General features: G+C 66.1%; 17 protein-coding genes. 7 read left to right on the top strand and 10 right to left on the bottom strand.

What is annotated here, in order from left to right:
• The first annotated feature begins 23 nt into the window (after positions 1 to 23).
• The 4 genes from AB2N08_RS04960 to AB2N08_RS04945 are packed head-to-tail and all read left to right on the top strand — an operon-like array spanning position 24 to position 4,289.
• The gene (locus AB2N08_RS04960) at positions 24 to 1,088 is read left to right on the top strand and encodes an aminoglycoside phosphotransferase family protein (RefSeq protein ID WP_367609526.1); all 1,065 of its coding nucleotides are present in this window, start codon (positions 24 to 26) and stop codon (positions 1,086 to 1,088) included.
• 8 nt (positions 1,089 to 1,096) lie between these two features.
• Complete coding sequence (gene murU / locus AB2N08_RS04955) at positions 1,097 to 1,819, top strand: N-acetylmuramate alpha-1-phosphate uridylyltransferase MurU (protein ID WP_367609525.1); 723 nt, start codon at positions 1,097 to 1,099, stop codon at positions 1,817 to 1,819.
• Positions 1,816 to 3,141, top strand: coding sequence for a Xaa-Pro aminopeptidase (gene pepP / locus AB2N08_RS04950; protein WP_367609524.1), 1,326 nt, complete (start codon positions 1,816 to 1,818; stop codon positions 3,139 to 3,141). Before murU ends, pepP begins: the two co-directional genes overlap by 4 nt.
• The gene (locus AB2N08_RS04945; protein WP_367609523.1) at positions 3,123 to 4,289 is read left to right on the top strand and encodes an FAD-dependent monooxygenase; all 1,167 of its coding nucleotides are present in this window, start codon (positions 3,123 to 3,125) and stop codon (positions 4,287 to 4,289) included. The genes pepP and AB2N08_RS04945 overlap by 19 nt, the downstream gene beginning before the upstream one ends.
• Before the next feature lie 89 nt (positions 4,290 to 4,378).
• On the opposite strand, the gene AB2N08_RS04940 is transcribed toward AB2N08_RS04945, so the two are convergent.
• From AB2N08_RS04940 to AB2N08_RS04920, 5 genes are all read right to left on the bottom strand, one after another.
• On the bottom strand, positions 4,379 to 5,065 hold the full coding sequence (locus AB2N08_RS04940) for a type 1 glutamine amidotransferase domain-containing protein (RefSeq protein WP_367609522.1): 687 nt from the start codon (positions 5,063 to 5,065) through the stop codon (positions 4,379 to 4,381).
• Positions 5,066 to 5,155: 90 nt separating this feature from the next.
• Positions 5,156 to 5,749, bottom strand: a complete 594-nt coding sequence (locus AB2N08_RS04935; protein ID WP_367609521.1) for a TetR/AcrR family transcriptional regulator — start codon at positions 5,747 to 5,749, stop codon at positions 5,156 to 5,158.
• Between the two features lie 85 nt (positions 5,750 to 5,834).
• Complete coding sequence (locus tag AB2N08_RS04930; RefSeq protein ID WP_367609520.1) at positions 5,835 to 7,292, bottom strand: NAD(P)(+) transhydrogenase (Re/Si-specific) subunit beta; 1,458 nt, start codon at positions 7,290 to 7,292, stop codon at positions 5,835 to 5,837.
• A complete protein-coding gene (locus AB2N08_RS04925; protein WP_367609519.1) occupies positions 7,289 to 7,630 on the bottom strand; it encodes an NAD(P) transhydrogenase subunit alpha in 342 nt (113 codons plus the stop codon). The genes AB2N08_RS04930 and AB2N08_RS04925 overlap by 4 nt, the downstream gene beginning before the upstream one ends.
• A gap of 40 nt (positions 7,631 to 7,670) precedes the next feature.
• Positions 7,671 to 8,783 carry a Re/Si-specific NAD(P)(+) transhydrogenase subunit alpha gene (locus AB2N08_RS04920; protein WP_367609518.1) on the bottom strand — a complete coding sequence of 371 codons (1,113 nt, stop codon included), beginning with the start codon at positions 8,781 to 8,783 and terminating at the stop codon, positions 7,671 to 7,673.
• A 248-nt stretch (positions 8,784 to 9,031) separates the two neighbouring features.
• On the opposite strand from AB2N08_RS04920, the gene AB2N08_RS04915 reads away from it, so the two are divergent.
• Positions 9,032 to 9,514: an NUDIX hydrolase gene (locus AB2N08_RS04915; protein ID WP_258835919.1), complete on the top strand. Its 483-nt coding sequence runs from the start codon at positions 9,032 to 9,034 to the stop codon at positions 9,512 to 9,514.
• 21 nt (positions 9,515 to 9,535) lie between these two features.
• On the top strand, positions 9,536 to 10,648 hold the full coding sequence (mnmA, locus tag AB2N08_RS04910) for a tRNA 2-thiouridine(34) synthase MnmA (protein WP_367609517.1): 1,113 nt from the start codon (positions 9,536 to 9,538) through the stop codon (positions 10,646 to 10,648).
• A gap of 5 nt (positions 10,649 to 10,653) precedes the next feature.
• On the opposite strand, the gene AB2N08_RS04905 is transcribed toward mnmA, so the two are convergent.
• Entirely contained in the window at positions 10,654 to 12,432 is a 1,779-nt protein-coding gene (locus AB2N08_RS04905; protein WP_367609516.1) for a sensor domain-containing phosphodiesterase, read from the bottom strand.
• A gap of 167 nt (positions 12,433 to 12,599) precedes the next feature.
• Here AB2N08_RS04905 and AB2N08_RS04900 point away from each other — a divergent pair, with 167 nt between their 5' ends.
• Entirely contained in the window at positions 12,600 to 13,331 is a 732-nt protein-coding gene (locus AB2N08_RS04900; RefSeq protein ID WP_367609515.1) for a helix-turn-helix domain-containing protein, read from the top strand.
• Between the two features lie 33 nt (positions 13,332 to 13,364).
• Here AB2N08_RS04900 and AB2N08_RS04895 read toward each other — a convergent pair whose 3' ends face one another.
• The 4 genes from AB2N08_RS04895 to AB2N08_RS04880 all read right to left on the bottom strand — a co-directional run bounded on the left by AB2N08_RS04895 (position 13,365) and on the right by AB2N08_RS04880 (position 17,901).
• Positions 13,365 to 13,760, bottom strand: a complete 396-nt coding sequence (locus AB2N08_RS04895) for a response regulator (protein ID WP_367609514.1) — start codon at positions 13,758 to 13,760, stop codon at positions 13,365 to 13,367.
• 33 nt (positions 13,761 to 13,793) lie between these two features.
• A complete protein-coding gene (locus AB2N08_RS04890) occupies positions 13,794 to 14,576 on the bottom strand; it encodes a 5'-3' exonuclease (protein ID WP_367609513.1) in 783 nt (260 codons plus the stop codon).
• Positions 14,577 to 14,731: 155 nt separating this feature from the next.
• Positions 14,732 to 15,688: a DUF4214 domain-containing protein gene (locus AB2N08_RS04885; protein WP_367609512.1), complete on the bottom strand. Its 957-nt coding sequence runs from the start codon at positions 15,686 to 15,688 to the stop codon at positions 14,732 to 14,734.
• Positions 15,685 to 17,901 (bottom strand): DUF4214 domain-containing protein, encoded by a 2,217-nt coding sequence (locus AB2N08_RS04880; protein WP_367609511.1) that lies wholly within the window; start codon positions 17,899 to 17,901, stop codon positions 15,685 to 15,687. Before AB2N08_RS04880 ends, AB2N08_RS04885 begins: the two co-directional genes overlap by 4 nt.
• Positions 17,902 to 17,903 lie beyond the last annotated feature (2 nt).

Genomic DNA, 17,903 nt, shown 5'->3' with positions numbered 1-17,903 from the left:
AACCGGATTCATCAGGCCGCTTCATGTCATCTTTGTCTCAAAACTCCCCCGCTTCCGCCGACGCAGTGTCCGATACCCGGCTGGCGCAACTGAACGACTGGCTGGCCACGACCGGCCTGGTCGACGTCGCCTCCGGCCGCCCGGCCTCGGTCGACGCGAGCTTCCGACGCTACTTCCGCTACGACGTTCCCGCCGGCCTGCAAGACAAGCTGGGCGCGACCCTGGTCGCGATGGATGCCCCGCCCGAGCGCGAAAACGTGCCGGCCTATATCCATGTGCAGGGCTTGCTGCTGGACGCCGGCGTCAACGTGCCGGCGATCGCCGCGCGTGACGTCGAGCGAGGCTTCTTGCTGCTGTCCGACCTGGGCACCACCACCTACCTGGCGCGCCTGTCGATCGACAATGCCGCCTTCATGTATTCCGACGCCGTCGACGCGCTGCTCAAGTTCCAGATGGCCAGCCAGCCGGACGTGCTGCCCGAGTTCGACCGCGCCTTCGTCATGCGCGAACTGGGCATCTTCCCCGAGTGGTACCTGGGCAAGCACCTGGGCGTGACGCTCGACGCCAAGCAGCAGGCGCAGCTCGACGGCGTGTTCGAGGCGATCGCCGCCAACGTGCTGGCGCAGCAGCAGGTCTTCATGCACCGCGATTTCCATTCGCGGAACCTGATGTTCCTCGACCAGAACAACCCGGGCGTGCTCGATTTTCAGGATGCCGTGTACGGGCCGGTGACGTACGACCTGGCCTCGCTGCTGCGCGACGCCTACATCCAGTGGGACGAAGACATGGTGCTCGACTGGGTGGTGCGCTACTGGCAAAGCGCCAAGAGCGTCGGCCTGCCGGTCAATCCCGACATCGACGCGTTCTACCGCGATTTCGAATACATGGCCCTGCAGCGCCACCTGAAAATCCTCGGCATCTTCTGCCGCCTGAACTACCGCGACAACAAGGCCCACTACATGGGCGACTTGCCGACGGTGCTCGACTACGTGCGCAAGACGGCCAACCGCTACAACGAGCTCAAGCCGCTGCTGCGCCTGCTCGATGCATTCGACGACAAGCCGCAGCAGTTCGGCTACACCTTCTGAAGACAATCATGAAAGCGATGATTTTTGCCGCCGGTCGCGGCGAGCGCATGCGGCCGCTGACCGACACCTGCCCGAAGCCCCTGCTCAAGGTGCGCGGCCGTCCCCTGATTACCTGGCATGTGCTGAACCTGGTACGCGCCGGGATCGTCGACATCGTCATCAACCACTCGCACCTGGGTCACATGATCGAGGCCGAACTGGGTGACGGCAGCCGCTACGGCGCGCGCATCGTGTATTCGCACGAACCGAGCCCGCTCGAGACGGCCGGCGGGGTGGCCAATGCGCTGCACCTGCTGGGCGATGAACCGTTTTTGGCGGTGTCGGGCGATATCTATGCGCCCTACTTCGATTTCAGCGAGGCGCTCGACGCGCTCAAGGATAAAGATGCGGTAGGCCAGGTATATCCGGTCGACCAGCGCGACATCGCCTGGCTGTGGCTCACGCCGAACCCGTGGCACAACCCCGAGGGCGACTTCGCGCTCGACATGTACACGTTGCGTAACGACGGTGAGGCCAAGTTCAATTTCGCCGGCATCGGCGTGTACCGGCCCGAGATGTTCGACGGCATCCGCGCCGGCGAGTTCGTCAAGTTCGGGCCCCTGATGCGCCGCTACATCGAGCAGGGCCGCATCGGCGGTGAGCTGTATCACGGCCAGTGGGTCAATGTCGGCACGGTCGGCCAGCTGGAAGAACTGAACGCGCCGCTGCGCCCGGCTGCGTCAAGGTCATGACACCGTATGCGGACCGGCGTGCGCGCGTGCTGGCGCAGATGCAGCCGGGTGCGGTGGCGGTGCTGGGCACGGCGCCCGAAGTCACGCGCAACGGCGATAGCGAGTACGCGTATCGCCATGACAGCTACTTCTATTACCTGAGCGGGTTCGCCGAGCCGGAAAGCTGCATCGTGCTGGTGGCGGCGTTGGGCGAGCGCACTGCCCGCGCCATCCTGTTCTGCCGCGCGAAGAATCCCGACCATGAAATCTGGGACGGCTTTCGGTACGGGCCCGATGCGGCGCGCACAACGTTCGGCTTCGACGAGGCCTATCCGTTCGACGAACTCGATGCGCGCATGGTGGGCATCCTGTCGAACGTGCCGGCGTTGTATTACGCGCTCGGGGCGCAACCCGACCTGCAGGTGGCCGGCTGGCTGAACGCCGTGCGCGCGCTGGGCCGCACGGGCGTGACCGCGCCGGCGACGATGCATCATCTGCTGGCGCTGCTCGACGAGATGCGGCTACTGAAGGACGCACACGAAGTGGGCTTGATGGCGCGTGCCGGCGCCATCTCGGCGGCGGCGCATGCGCGCGCGATGCGCGCCACGCGCCCGGGGATGCTTGAATACGAGATCGAGGCCGAGCTGCTGTACGAGTTTCGCCGCAATGGCGCGCAGGCGCCGGCGTATTCGTCCATCGTCGCATCGGGCCCGAATGCCTGCGTGCTGCACTACAACGCCAATAACAGGCGCGTACTCGAGGGCGAACTGGTACTGATCGACGCCGGCTGCGAATTCGATGGCTACGCGGGCGACATCACGCGCACGTACCCGGCCAATGGCCGCTTCACGTCGCCGCAGCGCACCTTGTACGAACTGGTGCTGCGCGCGCAGGCGGCGGCGCTGGCGGCAGTCAAACCTGGGCAACCGTACAGCGGCATCCACGATGCGGCCGTGCGGGTGCTCACCGAAGGCATGCTCGACCTGGGCCTGCTCGACAAACGCAAGGTCGGCACGCTCGACGACGCGATCGGCACACGCGCGTTCGCCCAGTTCTATATGCACGGGACAGGTCACTGGCTCGGGATGGACGTGCACGACGTCGGCGTGTACCGCGACGTCTCGCAAGCGGACAAACCATCGCGCGCGCTGCAGCCGGGCATGGCGCTGACGGTGGAACCGGGCATCTATGTGCGGCCGGCCGAGGGCGTGCCCGAACAATACTGGCACATCGGCATCCGGATCGAGGACGACGTGATCGTTACCGACACAGGCGCGCGCATCCTGACGAACGGCGTACCGAAAGACGTGGCGGAGATTGAAGCATGGATGAAGGCAGCATGATGACGCAGCAAGTGCACGAGGTCGATGTGGCGATCTGCGGCGCCGGCCCGGTGGGCGTGGCGCTGGCGGGTTTCCTGGTCCGGCGCGGCATCGCGGGCGCGCGCATCACGCTCATCGACGGCAAGTCCCTTGGCCAGGCGATCTCGGACCCGCGTTCGATTGCGCTGTCATGGGGCAGCGCGCAATTGCTGCAAGAAGTGGGCGCCTGGCCGCTGGCCGCCACGCCGATCCACGAGATCCACGTTTCGCGCCGCGGCCAGCTTGGCCGCAGCCTGATGAACCGGCTCGATCACGACGTGCCGGCGCTGGGCTACGTCACGCGCTACGGCACGGTGGTCGATGCACTGGCGAAGGTGTGCGAGCAGGCGGGCGTGCAGATGCTGCGCCCGGCGCGCGTAACGTCTCTGGACGAACAACCCGATGCGGCCCTCTTGCACCTGGACGACGGCAGCACGGTGCGCGCGCAGGTGGCGGTGCAGGCCGAGGGCGGCATCTTCGGCGCGCAAGAACAGCGCGCACACAGCCGCGACTACGAACAAAGCGCGGTGATCGCACGCGTGACGACATCGCTGCCAATCGCCCACCGCGCGTTCGAGCGCTTCACCGACGAAGGCCCGCTGGCGCTGCTGCCCGAAGACGGCGCCGACGGCCATGGGTACGCGCTGGTCTGGTGCATGCGCCCGGCGCGCGCACAAGAACTGCTGCCCCTGGACGACGCCCAGTTCCTGCAGCACCTGAGCGCCGCCTTCGGCACCCGCCTGGGCGCGTTCACCAAAGTCTCACCGCGCATTGCCTTCCCGCTCGGCCTGAACGCCGAAGCGCGCGCCACGGCCCGCACGGTCGCCATCGGCAACGCCGCGCAAACGCTGCACCCGGTGGCAGGCCAGGGCCTGAACCTGGGCCTGCGCGACGCCGCCGTGCTGGCACGTCAACTGGCGCGCGGACCGGACGCCGAAGCGATCACCCGCTTCACGGAAAACCGCACAGGCGACCGCCGCACGACAATCAACCTGACCGACACGATGGCCCGCGCCTTCACCGGCAGCGGCCCGCTGCAGCCGCTGCTGGGCCTGGGCCTGGCCACCCTCGACCTGACCCGCCCCGCCCGCACGCTGCTGGCCGACCTGATGATGTTCGGCCGCCGCTAGCGATCAATTGTCCAACAATTGGGGTCAGTGTCGATTTCTTTGACAACTTTTTTTAAAATTGCCACGCGGCCAGTGCCCACGGCGCTGGATCAGGCGGCGCGCGACAGCGTGTCCAGCAGCCTGGCGGCGGTGGCGGCCGACGAACCCGGGTTCTGGCCGGTAATGAGCAAGCCGTCGGCGACCACGTACGAGCCCCAGTCATCGGTGCGCGAATAAATCCCGCCTTTTGCCTTGAGCTCGTCCTCGACCAGGAACGGCACGATGTCCGTGAGTTCGACGGCGGCTTCTTCGGTGTTGGTGAAGCCCGTAACGCGCTTGCCCTGCACCAGTGGCGTGCCGTCGGGGCTCTTCACATGACGCAGCACGCCCGGTGCGTGGCACACCAGCGCCACCGGCTTGTTGGCGGCGATGAACGCTTCGATCAGCGCGATCGAATGGCGGTCTTCGGCCAGGTCCCACAGCGGGCCGTGGCCGCCGGGATAAAACACGGCGTCGAAATCGGCCTGCGAGACGGTATCGAGGCGCACGGTCGCGGCCAGTTGCGCGGTGGCGGCGGCATCGGCTTCGAAGCGGCGGGTGTCATCGGTCTGGAACGATGGCTCGTTGCTTTTCGGGTCGAGCGGTGGCTGGCCGCCGGCGGGCGAGGACAGCACGATGTTGGCGCCGGCTTCCTTCAGCGCATAGTAGGGGGCGGCCAGCTCTTCGAGCCAGAAGCCGGTCTTGCGGCCGGTGTTGCCCAGGGTGTCGTGCGAGGTGAGAACGATCAGGATGTTCATGGTGTGGCTCCTTGGTGATATTAATAGACCAGTCGTCTAGTTTTTCGGTCAAAAAAACGCCTCCTGAGAAGCGTTCGATCATTGCCTCTTTTATCGAGGCAGATGCAGCATGCGTTGCGTGCTCGTCATCGCGGCGTCGAACGGCGCCGCGTCACGCACGATCTTGACCATGAGGCTGGCGCCAAGCCAGAGCTGGTACAGGCTTTGCGCCACCTGCGATGCGTCGCCCTCCACCGTCAACGAACCATCGGCCACGCCGCCTTCGAGCGCCACGGCCAACCGGTCGACGATGCCGGCGGTGCCTTGCTTGAGCGTCAAGCGCATCGGCTCGGACAGGTCGGCCACTTCGGCGCCCAGCTTGACGGCCAGGCACTTGCCCTGGCAATCCTCGAATGACTGGTTCGCGCGCCATTGCCCGAAGTAGGTCAGCAATCGCTCGGCCATCGTCGTGGCCGCGTCGCTGAGCGTGATGTCCATGTCCGCCAGATAATCGTCGAAATACTTGGCCAGCAGCGCTTCGCCGAATGCATCCTTCGAGCCAAAGTAATGGTAGAACGAACCCTTCGGCACCCCGGCCGTGACCAGGATCTCGTTCAGGCCCACGGCCGAGAACCCTTTCCCGGCCATGATGCGCTGCCCCACCGCGACGATATTGTCGCGAACGCCAGAGGTATCGGTTGTCATTGCTTTTGCCATGAACGAACTATAGACCAAATTAGACCAGTCGTCTAGAGTTAATTTCAGGTCGGCCAAAAAGGCAAAAACCAGCCTATTCGACTGCTTTGACCATCGCTTCGATGACTTTCTTGGCGTCGCCGAAGACCATCATCGTGTTCGGTTGGTAGAACAGGTCGTTGTCCAGGCCCGCGTAGCCGGAGGCCATCGAGCGTTTGTTGACGATGATGCTTTTGGCCCGGTAGGCCTCCAGGATCGGCATGCCGGCAATGGCCGACTTCGGGTCTTTCGCGGCCGGGTTCACCACGTCGTTCGCGCCCAATATCAACACCACGTCGGTCTGGCCAAACTCGCCGTTGATGTCTTCCATCTCGGCCACCTGGTCGTACGGCACCTCGGCCTCGGCCAGCAGCACGTTCATGTGGCCTGGCATGCGGCCGGCCACCGGGTGGATCGCGTAGCGTACCGTGACGCCGTGGGCGGTCAGCTTGTCCACCAGTTCCTTGACCGTATGCTGCGCGCGCGCCACCGCCAGGCCGTAGCCGGGGACGATGATCACCGACTCGGCATTTTGCAGGATGAACGCGGCGTCTTCGGCCGAGCCGGATTTGACGGGCCGCTGCTCTTTCGCGCCGCCGGCATCGACCACCGCTTCGCCACCGAAGCCGCCCAGCAGCACATTGAAGAACGAGCGGTTCATCGCCTTGCACATGATGTACGAGAGGATCGCGCCGCTCGAGCCCACCAGCGAGCCGGCGATGATCAGCATCGCGTTGTTGAGCGAAAAACCGATCCCCGCCGCCGCCCAGCCAGAGTACGAGTTCAGCATCGACACCACCACCGGCATGTCGGCCCCGCCGATCGGGATGATGATCAACACGCCCAGCACGAACGCCAGTGCGGCCATCACGATGAACGCGCCCCACGCCGGTTCAAGGCCGTGGGCAAAGCAGAAGATCAGCCCCAGCGCGACGATGGCAAGCGCGACGAGCAGGTTGAGGATGTGCTGCCCCGCAAAGCGCACCGGAGCGCCCTGGAACAGGCGAAACTTGTACTTGCCCGACAGCTTGCCGAAGGCGATGACCGAGCCCGAAAACGTCACCGCGCCGACGAACGTGCCGATGAACAGTTCGAGCCGGTTCCCGAACGGCAGTGGCGCGCCGCGTGTCGTGATGTTGAAGGCCCACGGTTCCGACACCGCCGCGATCGCGATGCACACGGCGGCCAGGCCAATCAGCGAATGCATCGCCGCGACCAGTTCGGGCATCTTGGTCATCTCGACCTTTTTCGCGGCGAAGGCGCCGATCGCGCCGCCCACGATCACGCCCAGCAGCACCAGGCCGAAGCCCAGGCCCCCGCCCTGCTGCAGGCTCTCTTGCAGCTTGAGCATCAGCGCGATCGTCGTGACCACCGCGATCGCCATGCCGGCCATGCCGAACGCGTTACCGAGGCGCGCCGTCGACGGCGACGACAGACCCTTGAGCGCCTGGATGAAGCACACCGAGGCGACGAGATAGAACAGCGTGACGAGGTTCATGCTGATGGCATTCATGCCGCTTCCTCCTTCACGACGGACTGCACCCCGGGCTTCAATGCCGCCTTCGGCTCCTTCTTGCGGAACATCTCCAGCATGCGCTGCGTGACCAGAAAGCCCCCGAACACATTCACCGCCGCCAGGGCGACGGCCAGCGTACCGGCCACGCGCCCGGTCATGCCTTCGGTGAGGCCGGCGGCGAGCATCGCGCCCACGATGACGATCGCCGAAATCGCATTGGTCACCGCCATCAACGGCGTGTGCAGCGCGGGAGTGACAGTCCAGACCACGTGATAGCCGACGTAGATCGCCAGCACGAAGATGATCAGGTTGATGACGGTGTGGCTGATGTCCATGCTGGTCTCCTGTCTGTTCTTGTTCAACGGTGCCAAGGTCTTACTTGCGCAGCAGTTCTCCGCCGCTGCACATCAGGGTGGCGCGCACGATCTCGTCTTCGCGGTCAAGATGGAAATGGTCTTCAGCGTCGATCACCAGCTTGAGAAAATCAAGCACATTGCGCGCGTACAGGGCCGAGGCATCGGCCGGCACCAGCGTGGCCAGATCGGGCTCGCCGATGATGTGCACGCCGTGCTTCAGCACGGTCTGTCCCGGTTCACTCAAGGCGCAGTTGCCGCCCTGCGCCACCGCCATGTCGACGATCACCGACCCTGGCTTCATGGCGCGCACGGTCTCTTCGCCGATCAGCAGCGGCGCGCGCCGCCCGGGGATCAGGGCCGTGGTGACGATGATGTCGGCCAGCTTCGCGCGCTCGTGCACGAGCAGCGCCTGGCGCCGCATCCAGTCGGCCGGCATCGCGCGCGCATAGCCGCCGCTGCCGGCCGCGATCTCGCGCTCTTCATCGGTTTCATACGGCACGTCGATGAATTTGGCGCCCAGCGACTCCACCTGTTCTTTTACCGGCGGGCGCACGTCGGACGCTTCGATCACGGCGCCCAGGCGCTTGGCGGTGGCGATCGCCTGCAGCCCGGCCACGCCCACGCCCATGATCAACACGCGGGCCGCCTTGACGGTGCCGGCGGCGGTCATCAGCATCGGCATGAAGCGCCCGTAGGTATTCGCCGCGAGCAGGATGGCCTTGTAACCGGCGATATTCGCCTGCGACGACAGCACGTCGAGCGACTGCGCGCGCGTGATGCGCGGCGCGGCTTCCAGTGCAAAGGCGGTGATACCGGCGGCGGCCAGCGCAGAGAGGCCATCGCCATCGAACGGATCGAGCATCCCGACCAGCGCCGCACCAGAGCGCATCATGGCCAGTTCGGCGCTGGCGGGGCTGCGCACCTTGAGCACCAGCTCGGCGTCGAATGCGCCGGCAGCATCGACGATGACGGCGCCGGCGGCCTCGAAGGCGGCGTCCGGCACCGCCGCATGCAGTCCGGCGCCAGCCTGCACCGCGACCGCATGGCGCGCGGCGAGCTTTTTCACGGTCTCGGGGGTCGCTGCAACACGGGTCTCGCCCGGCCGGGTCTCGGCCGGAATGCCTATCCTCATGGATCCCTCCATTCGTTGAACTGCCGCGCCAGCAAATCTATCACGTCTTTACAACCATTGTTCAAATATTAATTTTCAGTGGCGAATTTGGTAATCTTTTGATGCGGCGCAGCGCTTGCCAGACGAATACGGTTGTTTTTGCGACAGATCAAGCCCAATTAACGACAGGCAAGCGTTGAAGGAAAGGCCAGGCTGAGCAAACACCGGCCTTGTCAAGGTAGAATACCGGCTCATTTTCAAGGACAGGCATGAGCGACATCTTCAAACCATCGGTTACCGTGGCAGCGATCATCGAGCACGAGGGCCGGTTCCTGCTGATCGAAGAAGAGACCAGCGAAGGCATCAAGCTGAACCAGCCCGCCGGCCATCTCGACCCGCACGAATCGCTTGAACAGGCGGTGGTGCGCGAAGCGCTCGAAGAGACCGCGCACGAGTTCATCCCGCGTTCGCTGGTGGGCATGTACATGTCGCGCTACCACTCGAAATCGCGCAATGCCGATGTCACTTACCTGCGCTTTACCTTTGCCGGCAGCGTCGGACGCCAGTTCGACCAGCCCCTTGACGAGGGCATCCTGCGCACCATGTGGATGACGCGCGATGAAATCGCCGCCACTGTCGATCGCCACCGCAGCCCGATCGTGCTGCGCTGCGTGGACGACTACCTGGCCGGCCAGAGCACGCCGCTGTCCCTGCTGCACACCCACCCTTCGGTGTTCGAAGGCGGGATCTGAAGAATTCAATACGGACGTAACATGCGCAAGAAAAAAGTCGTGATCGGGATGTCGGGCGGAGTCGATTCCTCGGTCGCGGCCTGGATGCTCAAGGAACAAGGCTACGACGTGGTCGGCCTGTTCATGAAAAACTGGGAAGACGATGACGATTCCGAATACTGCTCGACGCGCCAGGACTGGATCGATGCGGCCAGCGTGGCCGACGTGGTCGGCGTGGACATCGAGGCGGTCAACTTCGCCGCCGAATACAAGGACCGCGTGTTCGCCGAGTTCCTGCGCGAATACCAGGCCGGCCGCACCCCGAACCCCGACGTGCTGTGCAACGCCGAGATCAAGTTCAAGGCCTTCCTCGACCATGCGATGAAGCTGGGCGCCGACCTGATCGCCACCGGCCATTATGCGCGCGTGCGCGAGAACACGGCCAGCGGCAGCTTCGAGCTGCTCAAGGCGTTCGACGCCACCAAGGACCAGAGCTACTTTTTGCATCGCCTGAGCCAGGCGCAGCTCTCCAAATCGCTGTTCCCGCTTGGTGAAATCCCGAAGACCGAAGTGCGCAAGATCGCCGAGAAACTCCAGCTGCCCAACGCGGCCAAGAAGGATTCGACCGGCATCTGCTTTATTGGCGAGCGGCCGTTCCGCGATTTCCTCAACCGCTACCTGGCCTACAAGCCGGGCCCGATTCGCCTGGACGACGGCACGCAAGTGGGCGAGCACGTGGGCCTGTCGTTCTACACGCTGGGCCAGCGCAAGGGCATCGGCATCGGGGGCCTGAAGTCACGCAAGACCGCTGATGGCATCAGTGAGCCGTGGTTCGTGGCGCGCAAGGACATCGAGGCCAACACGCTGTATATCGTGCAGGGCCACGACCATCCGTGGCTGCTGTCGAACCGCCTGGAGGCCGGCCAGGCCAGCTGGATCGCCGGCCACGCGCCTGCGCCGGGCGCACTGTCGGCCAAGACCCGCTACCGCCAGGCCGACATGGCGTGCCGCGTGCTGGCCGACGGCGACGCGCGCTTCGCGCTCGACTTCGATGAAGCCCAATGGGCAGTCACGCCGGGCCAGTCGGCCGTGCTGTACGACGGCGACGTGTGCCTGGGCGGCGGCATCATCGACCTGCGCTCAAGCGCCGCCTGAGCGCCTCAGGGCTGGCGCGCAACCAGCCAGTCCACCAGCACACCGGGCGCCAGCGGCCGCGCGTGCAGATAGCCCTGGATCTCGTCGCAGCCCGCGCTGCGCAGAAAGTCTTCCACCTCCACCGTCTCGACGCCTTCGGCCACGACCTTGTGACCGAGGTCGTGCGACAGCTTGATCATCGTGCCCACCAGCGCGCGCCGGCGTTCGTCCTGGGCCAGGTTGCGCATGAAACTCTGGTCGATCTTGACCACGTTCGCCGGCAGGCTTTGCAGGTAAGACAGGCTGCTGTAGCCGGTGCCGAAGTCGTCGATCGCCAGTTGCACGCCGGCGCGCGCGAGGCGCTCGAGCGTGGCCTGCGCGATCTTCGGATTGCGCATCAGCGCACTCTCGGTCAGCTCGATCACCAGGCACGATGGCGCCAGGCCGTGGTGCTGCAGTTCCATCAGCACGCGGTCGCAAAAATCCGGTTCTTCCAGGTTCACCGCCGAGACGTTCACCGCCACCTGCAACGCCAGACCGTCCTGGCGCCACGCCACCATCTGGCGCAACGCCGCGCGCAGCACCCACTCGGTGGTGGCGCGCGCCAGCGACGTCGTCTCGATCACCGGAATGAATTCACCGGGCGAGATGGCGCCGGCCGTCGGGTGGTTCCAGCGCAGCAGCGCTTCGACGCCGACGCAGACACCGTCCGTCAGGCTGACCTTGGGCTGGAACACCAGATGCAGTTCGTCGCCGCCCTCGAGCGCAGCGCCGAATTCGGTCACGAGCCAGAAGCGGCGCTGCAGGATCGCGTCGTGCTCGGACGAGAACACGCGCACGCAGCGCTCGGCGGCCAGCGCATCGTGCGCGGCGCTGTGCATATTGCGCAGTAAATCCAGGCCTTCGGTCTGCCCGACCGTGAACGGCGCGATGCCCACCGTGGTGGTGGTGATCAGGCGCGCCTGGCCATAGCTGGCGCGCGCATCGAGCCACGACTGCATCTGCTCGCAGAACGGTTCGATCGACAGCCCGGGCGGCGCCAGGAAGGCGAACTGGGTGCTGCCGACATGATAGATCTTGCCGGCGCCGCCAAGGCGCAGCTGCGGCACCGTCTCGCGCACCATGTCATCCAGATAGCCGGAACCCATCACGCGCTGGGCGTCGCTCAGTTCTTGCGGGCTGGCCAGGCTGATCAAAGCGGCGATGCGCACGTCGCCGTGCGGCTCGGACAATTCGAGGTCGTTGAAGTCGACGATGAACTGGTTCCGGTTGGGCAGGCCACTGACCGGATCGACGCGCCCGAACGCATGCTGCAGTTCGATCTGCGCCATCACCATCGTCGCCAGGTCTTTCAGTGCCTGGCGCTCGGCCTGGCTGACCTGGCGCGGCTCGGTGCCGAGCACGCACATCGCGCCCAGGCAGTAGCCTTCGCTGGTCGTGAGCGGCGCGCCGGCATAGAAGCGGATGCCGCTGGCGGCCAGGGGACTGTCATGCAGGTCCGGGTCCTGCAGCAGATCCGGCACGACAAGTACTTCGCGCTTGTCCGACACCACCGCGCATGGCGCCTGTACGCGCGGGATCGTGTCATGGCTGATGCCGACCTTCGACTTGAACCATTGGCGGTTGGCGTCCGTCAGCGACACCGCCGCGATCGGCAACCCGAACAGTTGCGCGGCCATGCGCGTGATGCGATCGAAGGCCTCGCTTGGCGCGCTGTCCAGTAATTCCAGGCGACGCAAGGCATCGAGACGGGCAGTCTCGTATGGCGACGGCGCACAGGGCAGGATAGCGGTGGGAGAATTCATGGAGAAGACGCGCGGATGCACCTAAATATGACGAAAATGACGAACGGGAATCTATTGTTGCCAAAAATAAACCCTGGGTCAATCGAATTCTGCGGCCGGAACATTAAATTCGTCAATTTTTGTTGCTTCATGTAAAATAAGTCGCGAAATCACCTCATAAAGATGTCATGAAACCGCATGAATTCAACGATCCGATCCTGACGACACGCGAAGCGGCGCAGTTGCTCGGCGTTGCCGTCAGTACTGCGCAGGTATGGATGGAAAGCGGCGATCTGCCGGCGTGGAAAACGCCGGGCGGCCACCGCCGGGTGCGCTACAGTGCCGTCATGCGCCTGGTGAAACAACGTGCGGCGCCACCGGGAACGCCGGTGCAGTTACCGCAGTTGACGGGAGAGTTCTTGCCGGCCACCGCGCCGGACTATCCAGTGCCAGGCAACGAGGCGCAGCGCCTGGCGGCGCTGGGCGCCAGCGGCTTGATGGATTCGGCGGATGACGACGCATTCGATCGCCTGACCTGGCTCGCCGCCCATGCCACCGGTTGTCCCATGGCGCTGGTCACCCTGTTGTCGGCGCAGCGCCAGTGGTTCAAGTCGCGCGCCGGGATCGAGGGCCGCGAAACCGCGCGTGCAGCAGCCTTTTGCAGTCACGCCCTGATGCAGGACGAACCGTTCGTGGTGGAGGACGCCACGGCCGACGCGCGCTTTGCCGACAATCCGCTGGTGGTGGGCGCGCCGTACATCCGCTTTTATGCCGGCTACCCGGTACGCACCGCCGACGGGCTCGCGCTGGGCTCACTGTGCGTGCTCGATACCGAGCCGCGCCGCCTGCGCGAGCGCGAGATGCGCGCGCTGCGCGAACTGGCCGCAATCGCGTCGGACGAGGTCCGGCGGCGCACGTGATTCAACGCCAGGTCACAATGTGCCCACCCAGTGTCAGCCCGGGTTGCCCGGCGCCTGCTGCTGCTTGATGAAGGCGAGCACGGTATTGCGGATCGTCTTGAGGACGGTGTCGGCCTTGAAGGGCTTGACGATAAAGCCCTGCACGCCGCGCGCGAGGGCATTCTGGACCGCTGCGGCATCGAGCGTGCCCGAGACCAGGAACACGAGCGTCTTGGGTAGCGCAGCGCGCAACTGCTCGACGACGTCGCTGCCATCCTCGACCTGTTCGCGCGCGATGCAGATCACGTGCGGATGGTGCTTGAGCGCCAGCGCGAATCCCAGCGCGCTGGTGTGCGTGGCGCCGACCACGTCGTAGCTGCCATCGGCCAGCACGGTGCCGAGCATCGCGCGCGAGACGGCGTTTCCATCCACGATTACTGCCTTGAGCATAGCGTCACAATTCCATTCAGTTTGCCGGAGAAATCAGCCTTCGTACGCCAGTGTGTTCCAGGTCACGCCCAGGCGCACATCCAGTTTCAGCGACACCAGGCAGCGCGACATCTCCAGTATCTCACGCTCGGCGCGCAGCCTCTCGCCAAGCGGTGTCTTGAGGATGCCGGCACCGGCCACCACGGCCTCGAGGCTGCCGTACGCATTGAGAAGACGCGCCGCGGTTTTCATGCCTACCTTCGATACGCCCGGCACGCCATCGGTAGGGTCGCCCATCAGCGCCAGCAGGTCGTGCAGCTGCTCGGGGGCCACGCCAAAGCGCGTGCGCACCCAGGCGTCGTCGTGCCACTCGTTCTTGAAATGGTCCCACACCAGCGCGCCGTGCGCGATCAGGGGATGCAGGTCCTTGTCGGTGGTGGCCACGACCGCTTCGCCGCGCCCTTCGGACAGCCAGCGCATCACGCCGGTGGCGATCACGTCGTCGGCTTCTACCTCGGGCACCATCAAGACGTGCAAGCCGGCCGCGCGCAGGCGGTCATGAAACTCGGGCAGCGCCGCGCGCAGTTCGGCCGGCATCGCCGCCCGGCCCTCGCGGTAGCGCGGATACAGCGCGTGGCGCCAGGTCGGGCCGCCGTAGTCGAACGCAGCCAGCACGTGGGTCGGCGCATGCGCCTCGAGCACATGGCGAAACGACGAAAACGCGTGGCGCAGCGCGATACTGGCCTTCAGGTCGGAATCGGGCTCGGGGCTGGCTTCATAGACGCGGCGCACGATGTTCAGGCCGTCGATCGCGAGCAGCTTTCCCGGGTTAGGCATGTGGTGTGGGCATGGAGAAGGTCGAAGGCGCCCATGATAAACCGGTTGCGCAGTTACGAGAAGATGCGCGGGAAGCCGCGCCGGAAGCCGCGCCGGAAGCCGCGCCGGAAGCCGCGCCGGACAACGGCAGCGTCCCGCCAGCCTGCCCCGCCGGCCTACGGCTGCCCGAGCTCGAACCAGGTACGCACCAGCGCGCGCTCGGCCGGCGTCATCGCGGTCCGGTTCCCGTACGGCATGAACTCGGTCTGGACAACGTTTACGTAGATGCGGCGCGCGTCGGCGCGAATCTGGTCGGCGCTGTCGAAGCGGATACCGCGCGGCGCGGTGGCAAAGCCCGGCATGGTCGGCGTGACCGAATGGCAGCCCAGACAGCGGGTCTGCACGATCGCTTCGACCTGCGAGAAGACAGGCACGCTGGCCAGGCGCGCCAGTGCGGCATCGACCAGGCGCTGGGTGCCGTTCGGATCGGTGGCGGCGTCTACCTCGGCCAGGACCTCGCGCACGGCCGCACCGGCGGCGCTGCCCTGGTAAGCGGCCAGCCGCGTCGGCGTGTCGAGCGCCGCCGTGAACGCCATGGCGACGGCAAGCTTGCGTTCGAACTGCGCGACGTCGAGCGGATGGGCACTGGCCAGGAGCACCAGCGGCAACTCAACGCGCGTGATGACGCTGCTGGCGAGCAGCGTGCTCCAATAAGCGGCGCCGCCCGGATCGGGCGCCCGGTTGAACAGCTGGCGATAGGCGAGCAGCAGCGCTGTCGCGTCGTCCGGCGCCAGCGCCCGCGCTTCGGCGCTGGCGGCCAGGCTGTCCAGCACCTGGCGCGCTTGCGGGTCGCTGCGATAGCGCGCCAGCAGGGCCGCCGGCGCGGCCGGCAAGCCGGCCACCCGGATCGCATTGGCGTGATAGGCCAGTCCGGCCGGCTCGGCGGGGCGGCCGAGATAGACCAGGTAGAGGCGCGCAGCCAGGGCCTCGGCGTCGACGCTCGCCACTGGCAGCACGGTCACGTCGGCATGCACCGCGCGCACCGGCGGCGCCACTGGTGCGGCGCCCTCGCCGCCGCACCCGGCCAGCAGCATGGCGGCGATCATCGCGCCCGCGCGGCGCGGCCCGCTCATACGCCGTACGGGGCGTAATCGATCCCGTCCTGCATCACCCCGATCAGTTGCGTGCGATTCTCGGGGCTTTCGGAGAACTCCGCCAGCATGCCGGCGCGCGACAGGCCCCGGTCCAGCGCCCCGACCCAGAAATCGAAGCCCGACTGGTCAGGCAGGCGATGCAGTACATTGGCGTACAGCCTGGCGACGAACTCGGTCGCGGTCGCGTTGGCGCCATACAGGTCAGAAAATTCCTGCGAAGCGACAAAGCCGCCCGCCACTGACTCGAGCGATGCGCCGCGATCCATGGCGTCGATCCAGAACCCCAGACCGCCGGCATCCGGCACGCGATCGAACGCGGCCTGGTAGACCCGGTAAGCCTTGCCCGCGGCGCCGTCGAGATCGAGCGCCACCGCGCCATCGGCGAACAGCACGCGTTCGATCCCGACCAGCTGGTCGCTGCCTGCGCCCTTGGCGACATCGAAGCCGCCGTCCGCGCGCAGCACGAAGCGAAAGCCCGCGCGCGCGGCCTCGTAGCGCACCAGGTCGAAGCCGACGCCGCCATCGATGCGCGCGGAACCGGCATCAATGCCCAGCACCATCCCGGCATCGGCGAATTGCAGCACCTCGATGCCCTGCAGGGTATCGAAGCCGCTGCTGCCGTCGCGTGCGGTGACGAACAACTTGCCGAATGCGGCGTCGAGCAGGTAATCGAAGCGCCGCCCTTCGAACAGGGCGGTATCGCGGCCGGCGCCGCCGTCGATCCAGTCGTTGCCGAGTCCTCCGCGCAGCAGGTTGTCGCGCGCGTTACCGAGCAGGACATCGTCGTGGGACGAGCCGGTCGCGGCCTCGATCCAGCTGTCGGGGACGATACCCAGATTGTCGACGGCAGCGATACCCGCGCCGGTCACCCCGACACTCGACAGCGCGCCGGGATGCAAGTCGATCTCGACGCCGACGCCGGAGTCGGACGCGTCGATGGTATCGAAGCCGCCATCGTCGGCGATGCTGGTCTGCGCGCCGAAGCGCGCCGCGTCGAGCCGGTAACTGGTGTCGCCGGCATTCACGGCGCGGCTGCCGTACAGGTGGCGCAGCGCAGCGATATCGAGTGCGCCCCAGGTGGCGGCAAACAGCCCGTCGGAACTGGCGCCGTGCGCCATCACGGAAGAGCCCGAGACGTCATCGATGGCGCGCCATTGCGCGCTCCAGGCATCGCCCGGTTCGACGTTGCGTGGATGGCGCAGTCCCAGCGCGTGACCGATCTCGTGCAGCAACGCAGCATACCCTTCGCTCCCGGGGCGCAGGTCGCGCAGCGAGTCGATGTCCATCCAGACCTGGCCGGCATCGACCTGGCCAGGCATGGCGGCCAGGCCACGCGTGGCGTCCTGGCTGCTCGCGCCAAAGCGCAGGCTGGCGCCAGCGGCGGGCGTTTCGCGAAAACTCAGGCCGGTCGCGCGCGCCACCTCGTCGAGGATCGTGCGCACCGCCGCGCGCTGCGCTTCGTCAAACGCGGCAAAGCCCGTTGCACCCGGACCGCCCGCTGGCGCGGCGGTCACGAAGCCATAGGTCAGCTCGATCGCCGTGCCCAGCGCGCGGCCGGCGTTCCAGCGCTGGCCGTCGGTCCCCAGCAAGCCTTCGCGCGCCATCTGCGCGGGCTGGATGAAGTCGGCCACCTGCTGTGACACGTCATAGCCGACGCCGATACGTTCGACATTGGTGATCTCGGCGCGAAACTCCGGCCGGCCCGACCAGGTCACGAGCGCGCTGGCGCCGTCGATGCTGGCCAGGATCGTGAACTCGGACAGCGCCATCCCCTCGTTGAATTCGGGCAGCCACACGATGTCGTCGCCGGCGCGGCCGTCGGCCAGCGTGCGCCCGCCACCGACATAGAACACGTTCTCGTAAGCATCGCCATACAGGCGGTCGTCGCGCCATGTGCCGCTGACGTTGCGTACGCCGATCAAGGTATCGCGCGTGCCCCAGCCATCCTCGGCCCAGCCGCCGGCCAGGTCCACGACCACGCCGTTCGGACTGTCCCAGTAAGCCGCCTGGACGTTTCTCCACCAGTCGGGGCTGGGCAGCAGTTCGATGACATCGTTGCCAGCGCCGCCGATGACCGTGCCCTGCCGGATGCGGATCGTGTCGTTGCCGCCCTTGCCGAAGTAGTTGTGCCAGGTGTCGCCGTCGTCGGGCGACGTCATGACGTCGTCATTCTCGCTGCCGTTGATGTCCATGG

The organism is Massilia aurea, assembly GCF_040790145.1.
GTDB classification, from domain to species: domain Bacteria; phylum Pseudomonadota; class Gammaproteobacteria; order Burkholderiales; family Burkholderiaceae_D; genus Telluria; species Telluria aurea_C.
This window is presented reverse-complemented; position numbering and strand designations above follow the sequence as displayed.

Coding starts and splice junctions, on each gene's coding strand:
- AB2N08_RS04960 (WP_367609526.1), top strand. CDS start 24: ATGTCATCTTTGTCTCAAAACTCCCCCGCTTCCGCCGACGCAGTGTCC.
- murU (WP_367609525.1), top strand. CDS start 1,097: ATGAAAGCGATGATTTTTGCCGCCGGTCGCGGCGAGCGCATGCGGCCG.
- pepP (WP_367609524.1), top strand. CDS start 1,816: ATGACACCGTATGCGGACCGGCGTGCGCGCGTGCTGGCGCAGATGCAG.
- AB2N08_RS04945 (WP_367609523.1), top strand. CDS start 3,123: ATGGATGAAGGCAGCATGATGACGCAGCAAGTGCACGAGGTCGATGTG.
- AB2N08_RS04940 (WP_367609522.1), bottom strand. CDS start 5,065: ATGAACATCCTGATCGTTCTCACCTCGCACGACACCCTGGGCAACACC.
- AB2N08_RS04935 (WP_367609521.1), bottom strand. CDS start 5,749: ATGACAACCGATACCTCTGGCGTTCGCGACAATATCGTCGCGGTGGGG.
- AB2N08_RS04930 (WP_367609520.1), bottom strand. CDS start 7,292: ATGAATGCCATCAGCATGAACCTCGTCACGCTGTTCTATCTCGTCGCC.
- AB2N08_RS04925 (WP_367609519.1), bottom strand. CDS start 7,630: ATGGACATCAGCCACACCGTCATCAACCTGATCATCTTCGTGCTGGCG.
- AB2N08_RS04920 (WP_367609518.1), bottom strand. CDS start 8,783: ATGAGGATAGGCATTCCGGCCGAGACCCGGCCGGGCGAGACCCGTGTT.
- AB2N08_RS04915 (WP_258835919.1), top strand. CDS start 9,032: ATGAGCGACATCTTCAAACCATCGGTTACCGTGGCAGCGATCATCGAG.
- mnmA (WP_367609517.1), top strand. CDS start 9,536: ATGCGCAAGAAAAAAGTCGTGATCGGGATGTCGGGCGGAGTCGATTCC.
- AB2N08_RS04905 (WP_367609516.1), bottom strand. CDS start 12,432: ATGAATTCTCCCACCGCTATCCTGCCCTGTGCGCCGTCGCCATACGAG.
- AB2N08_RS04900 (WP_367609515.1), top strand. CDS start 12,600: ATGAAACCGCATGAATTCAACGATCCGATCCTGACGACACGCGAAGCG.
- AB2N08_RS04895 (WP_367609514.1), bottom strand. CDS start 13,760: ATGCTCAAGGCAGTAATCGTGGATGGAAACGCCGTCTCGCGCGCGATG.
- AB2N08_RS04890 (WP_367609513.1), bottom strand. CDS start 14,576: ATGCCTAACCCGGGAAAGCTGCTCGCGATCGACGGCCTGAACATCGTG.
- AB2N08_RS04885 (WP_367609512.1), bottom strand. CDS start 15,688: ATGAGCGGGCCGCGCCGCGCGGGCGCGATGATCGCCGCCATGCTGCTG.
- AB2N08_RS04880 (WP_367609511.1), bottom strand. CDS start 17,901: ATGGACATCAACGGCAGCGAGAATGACGACGTCATGACGTCGCCCGAC.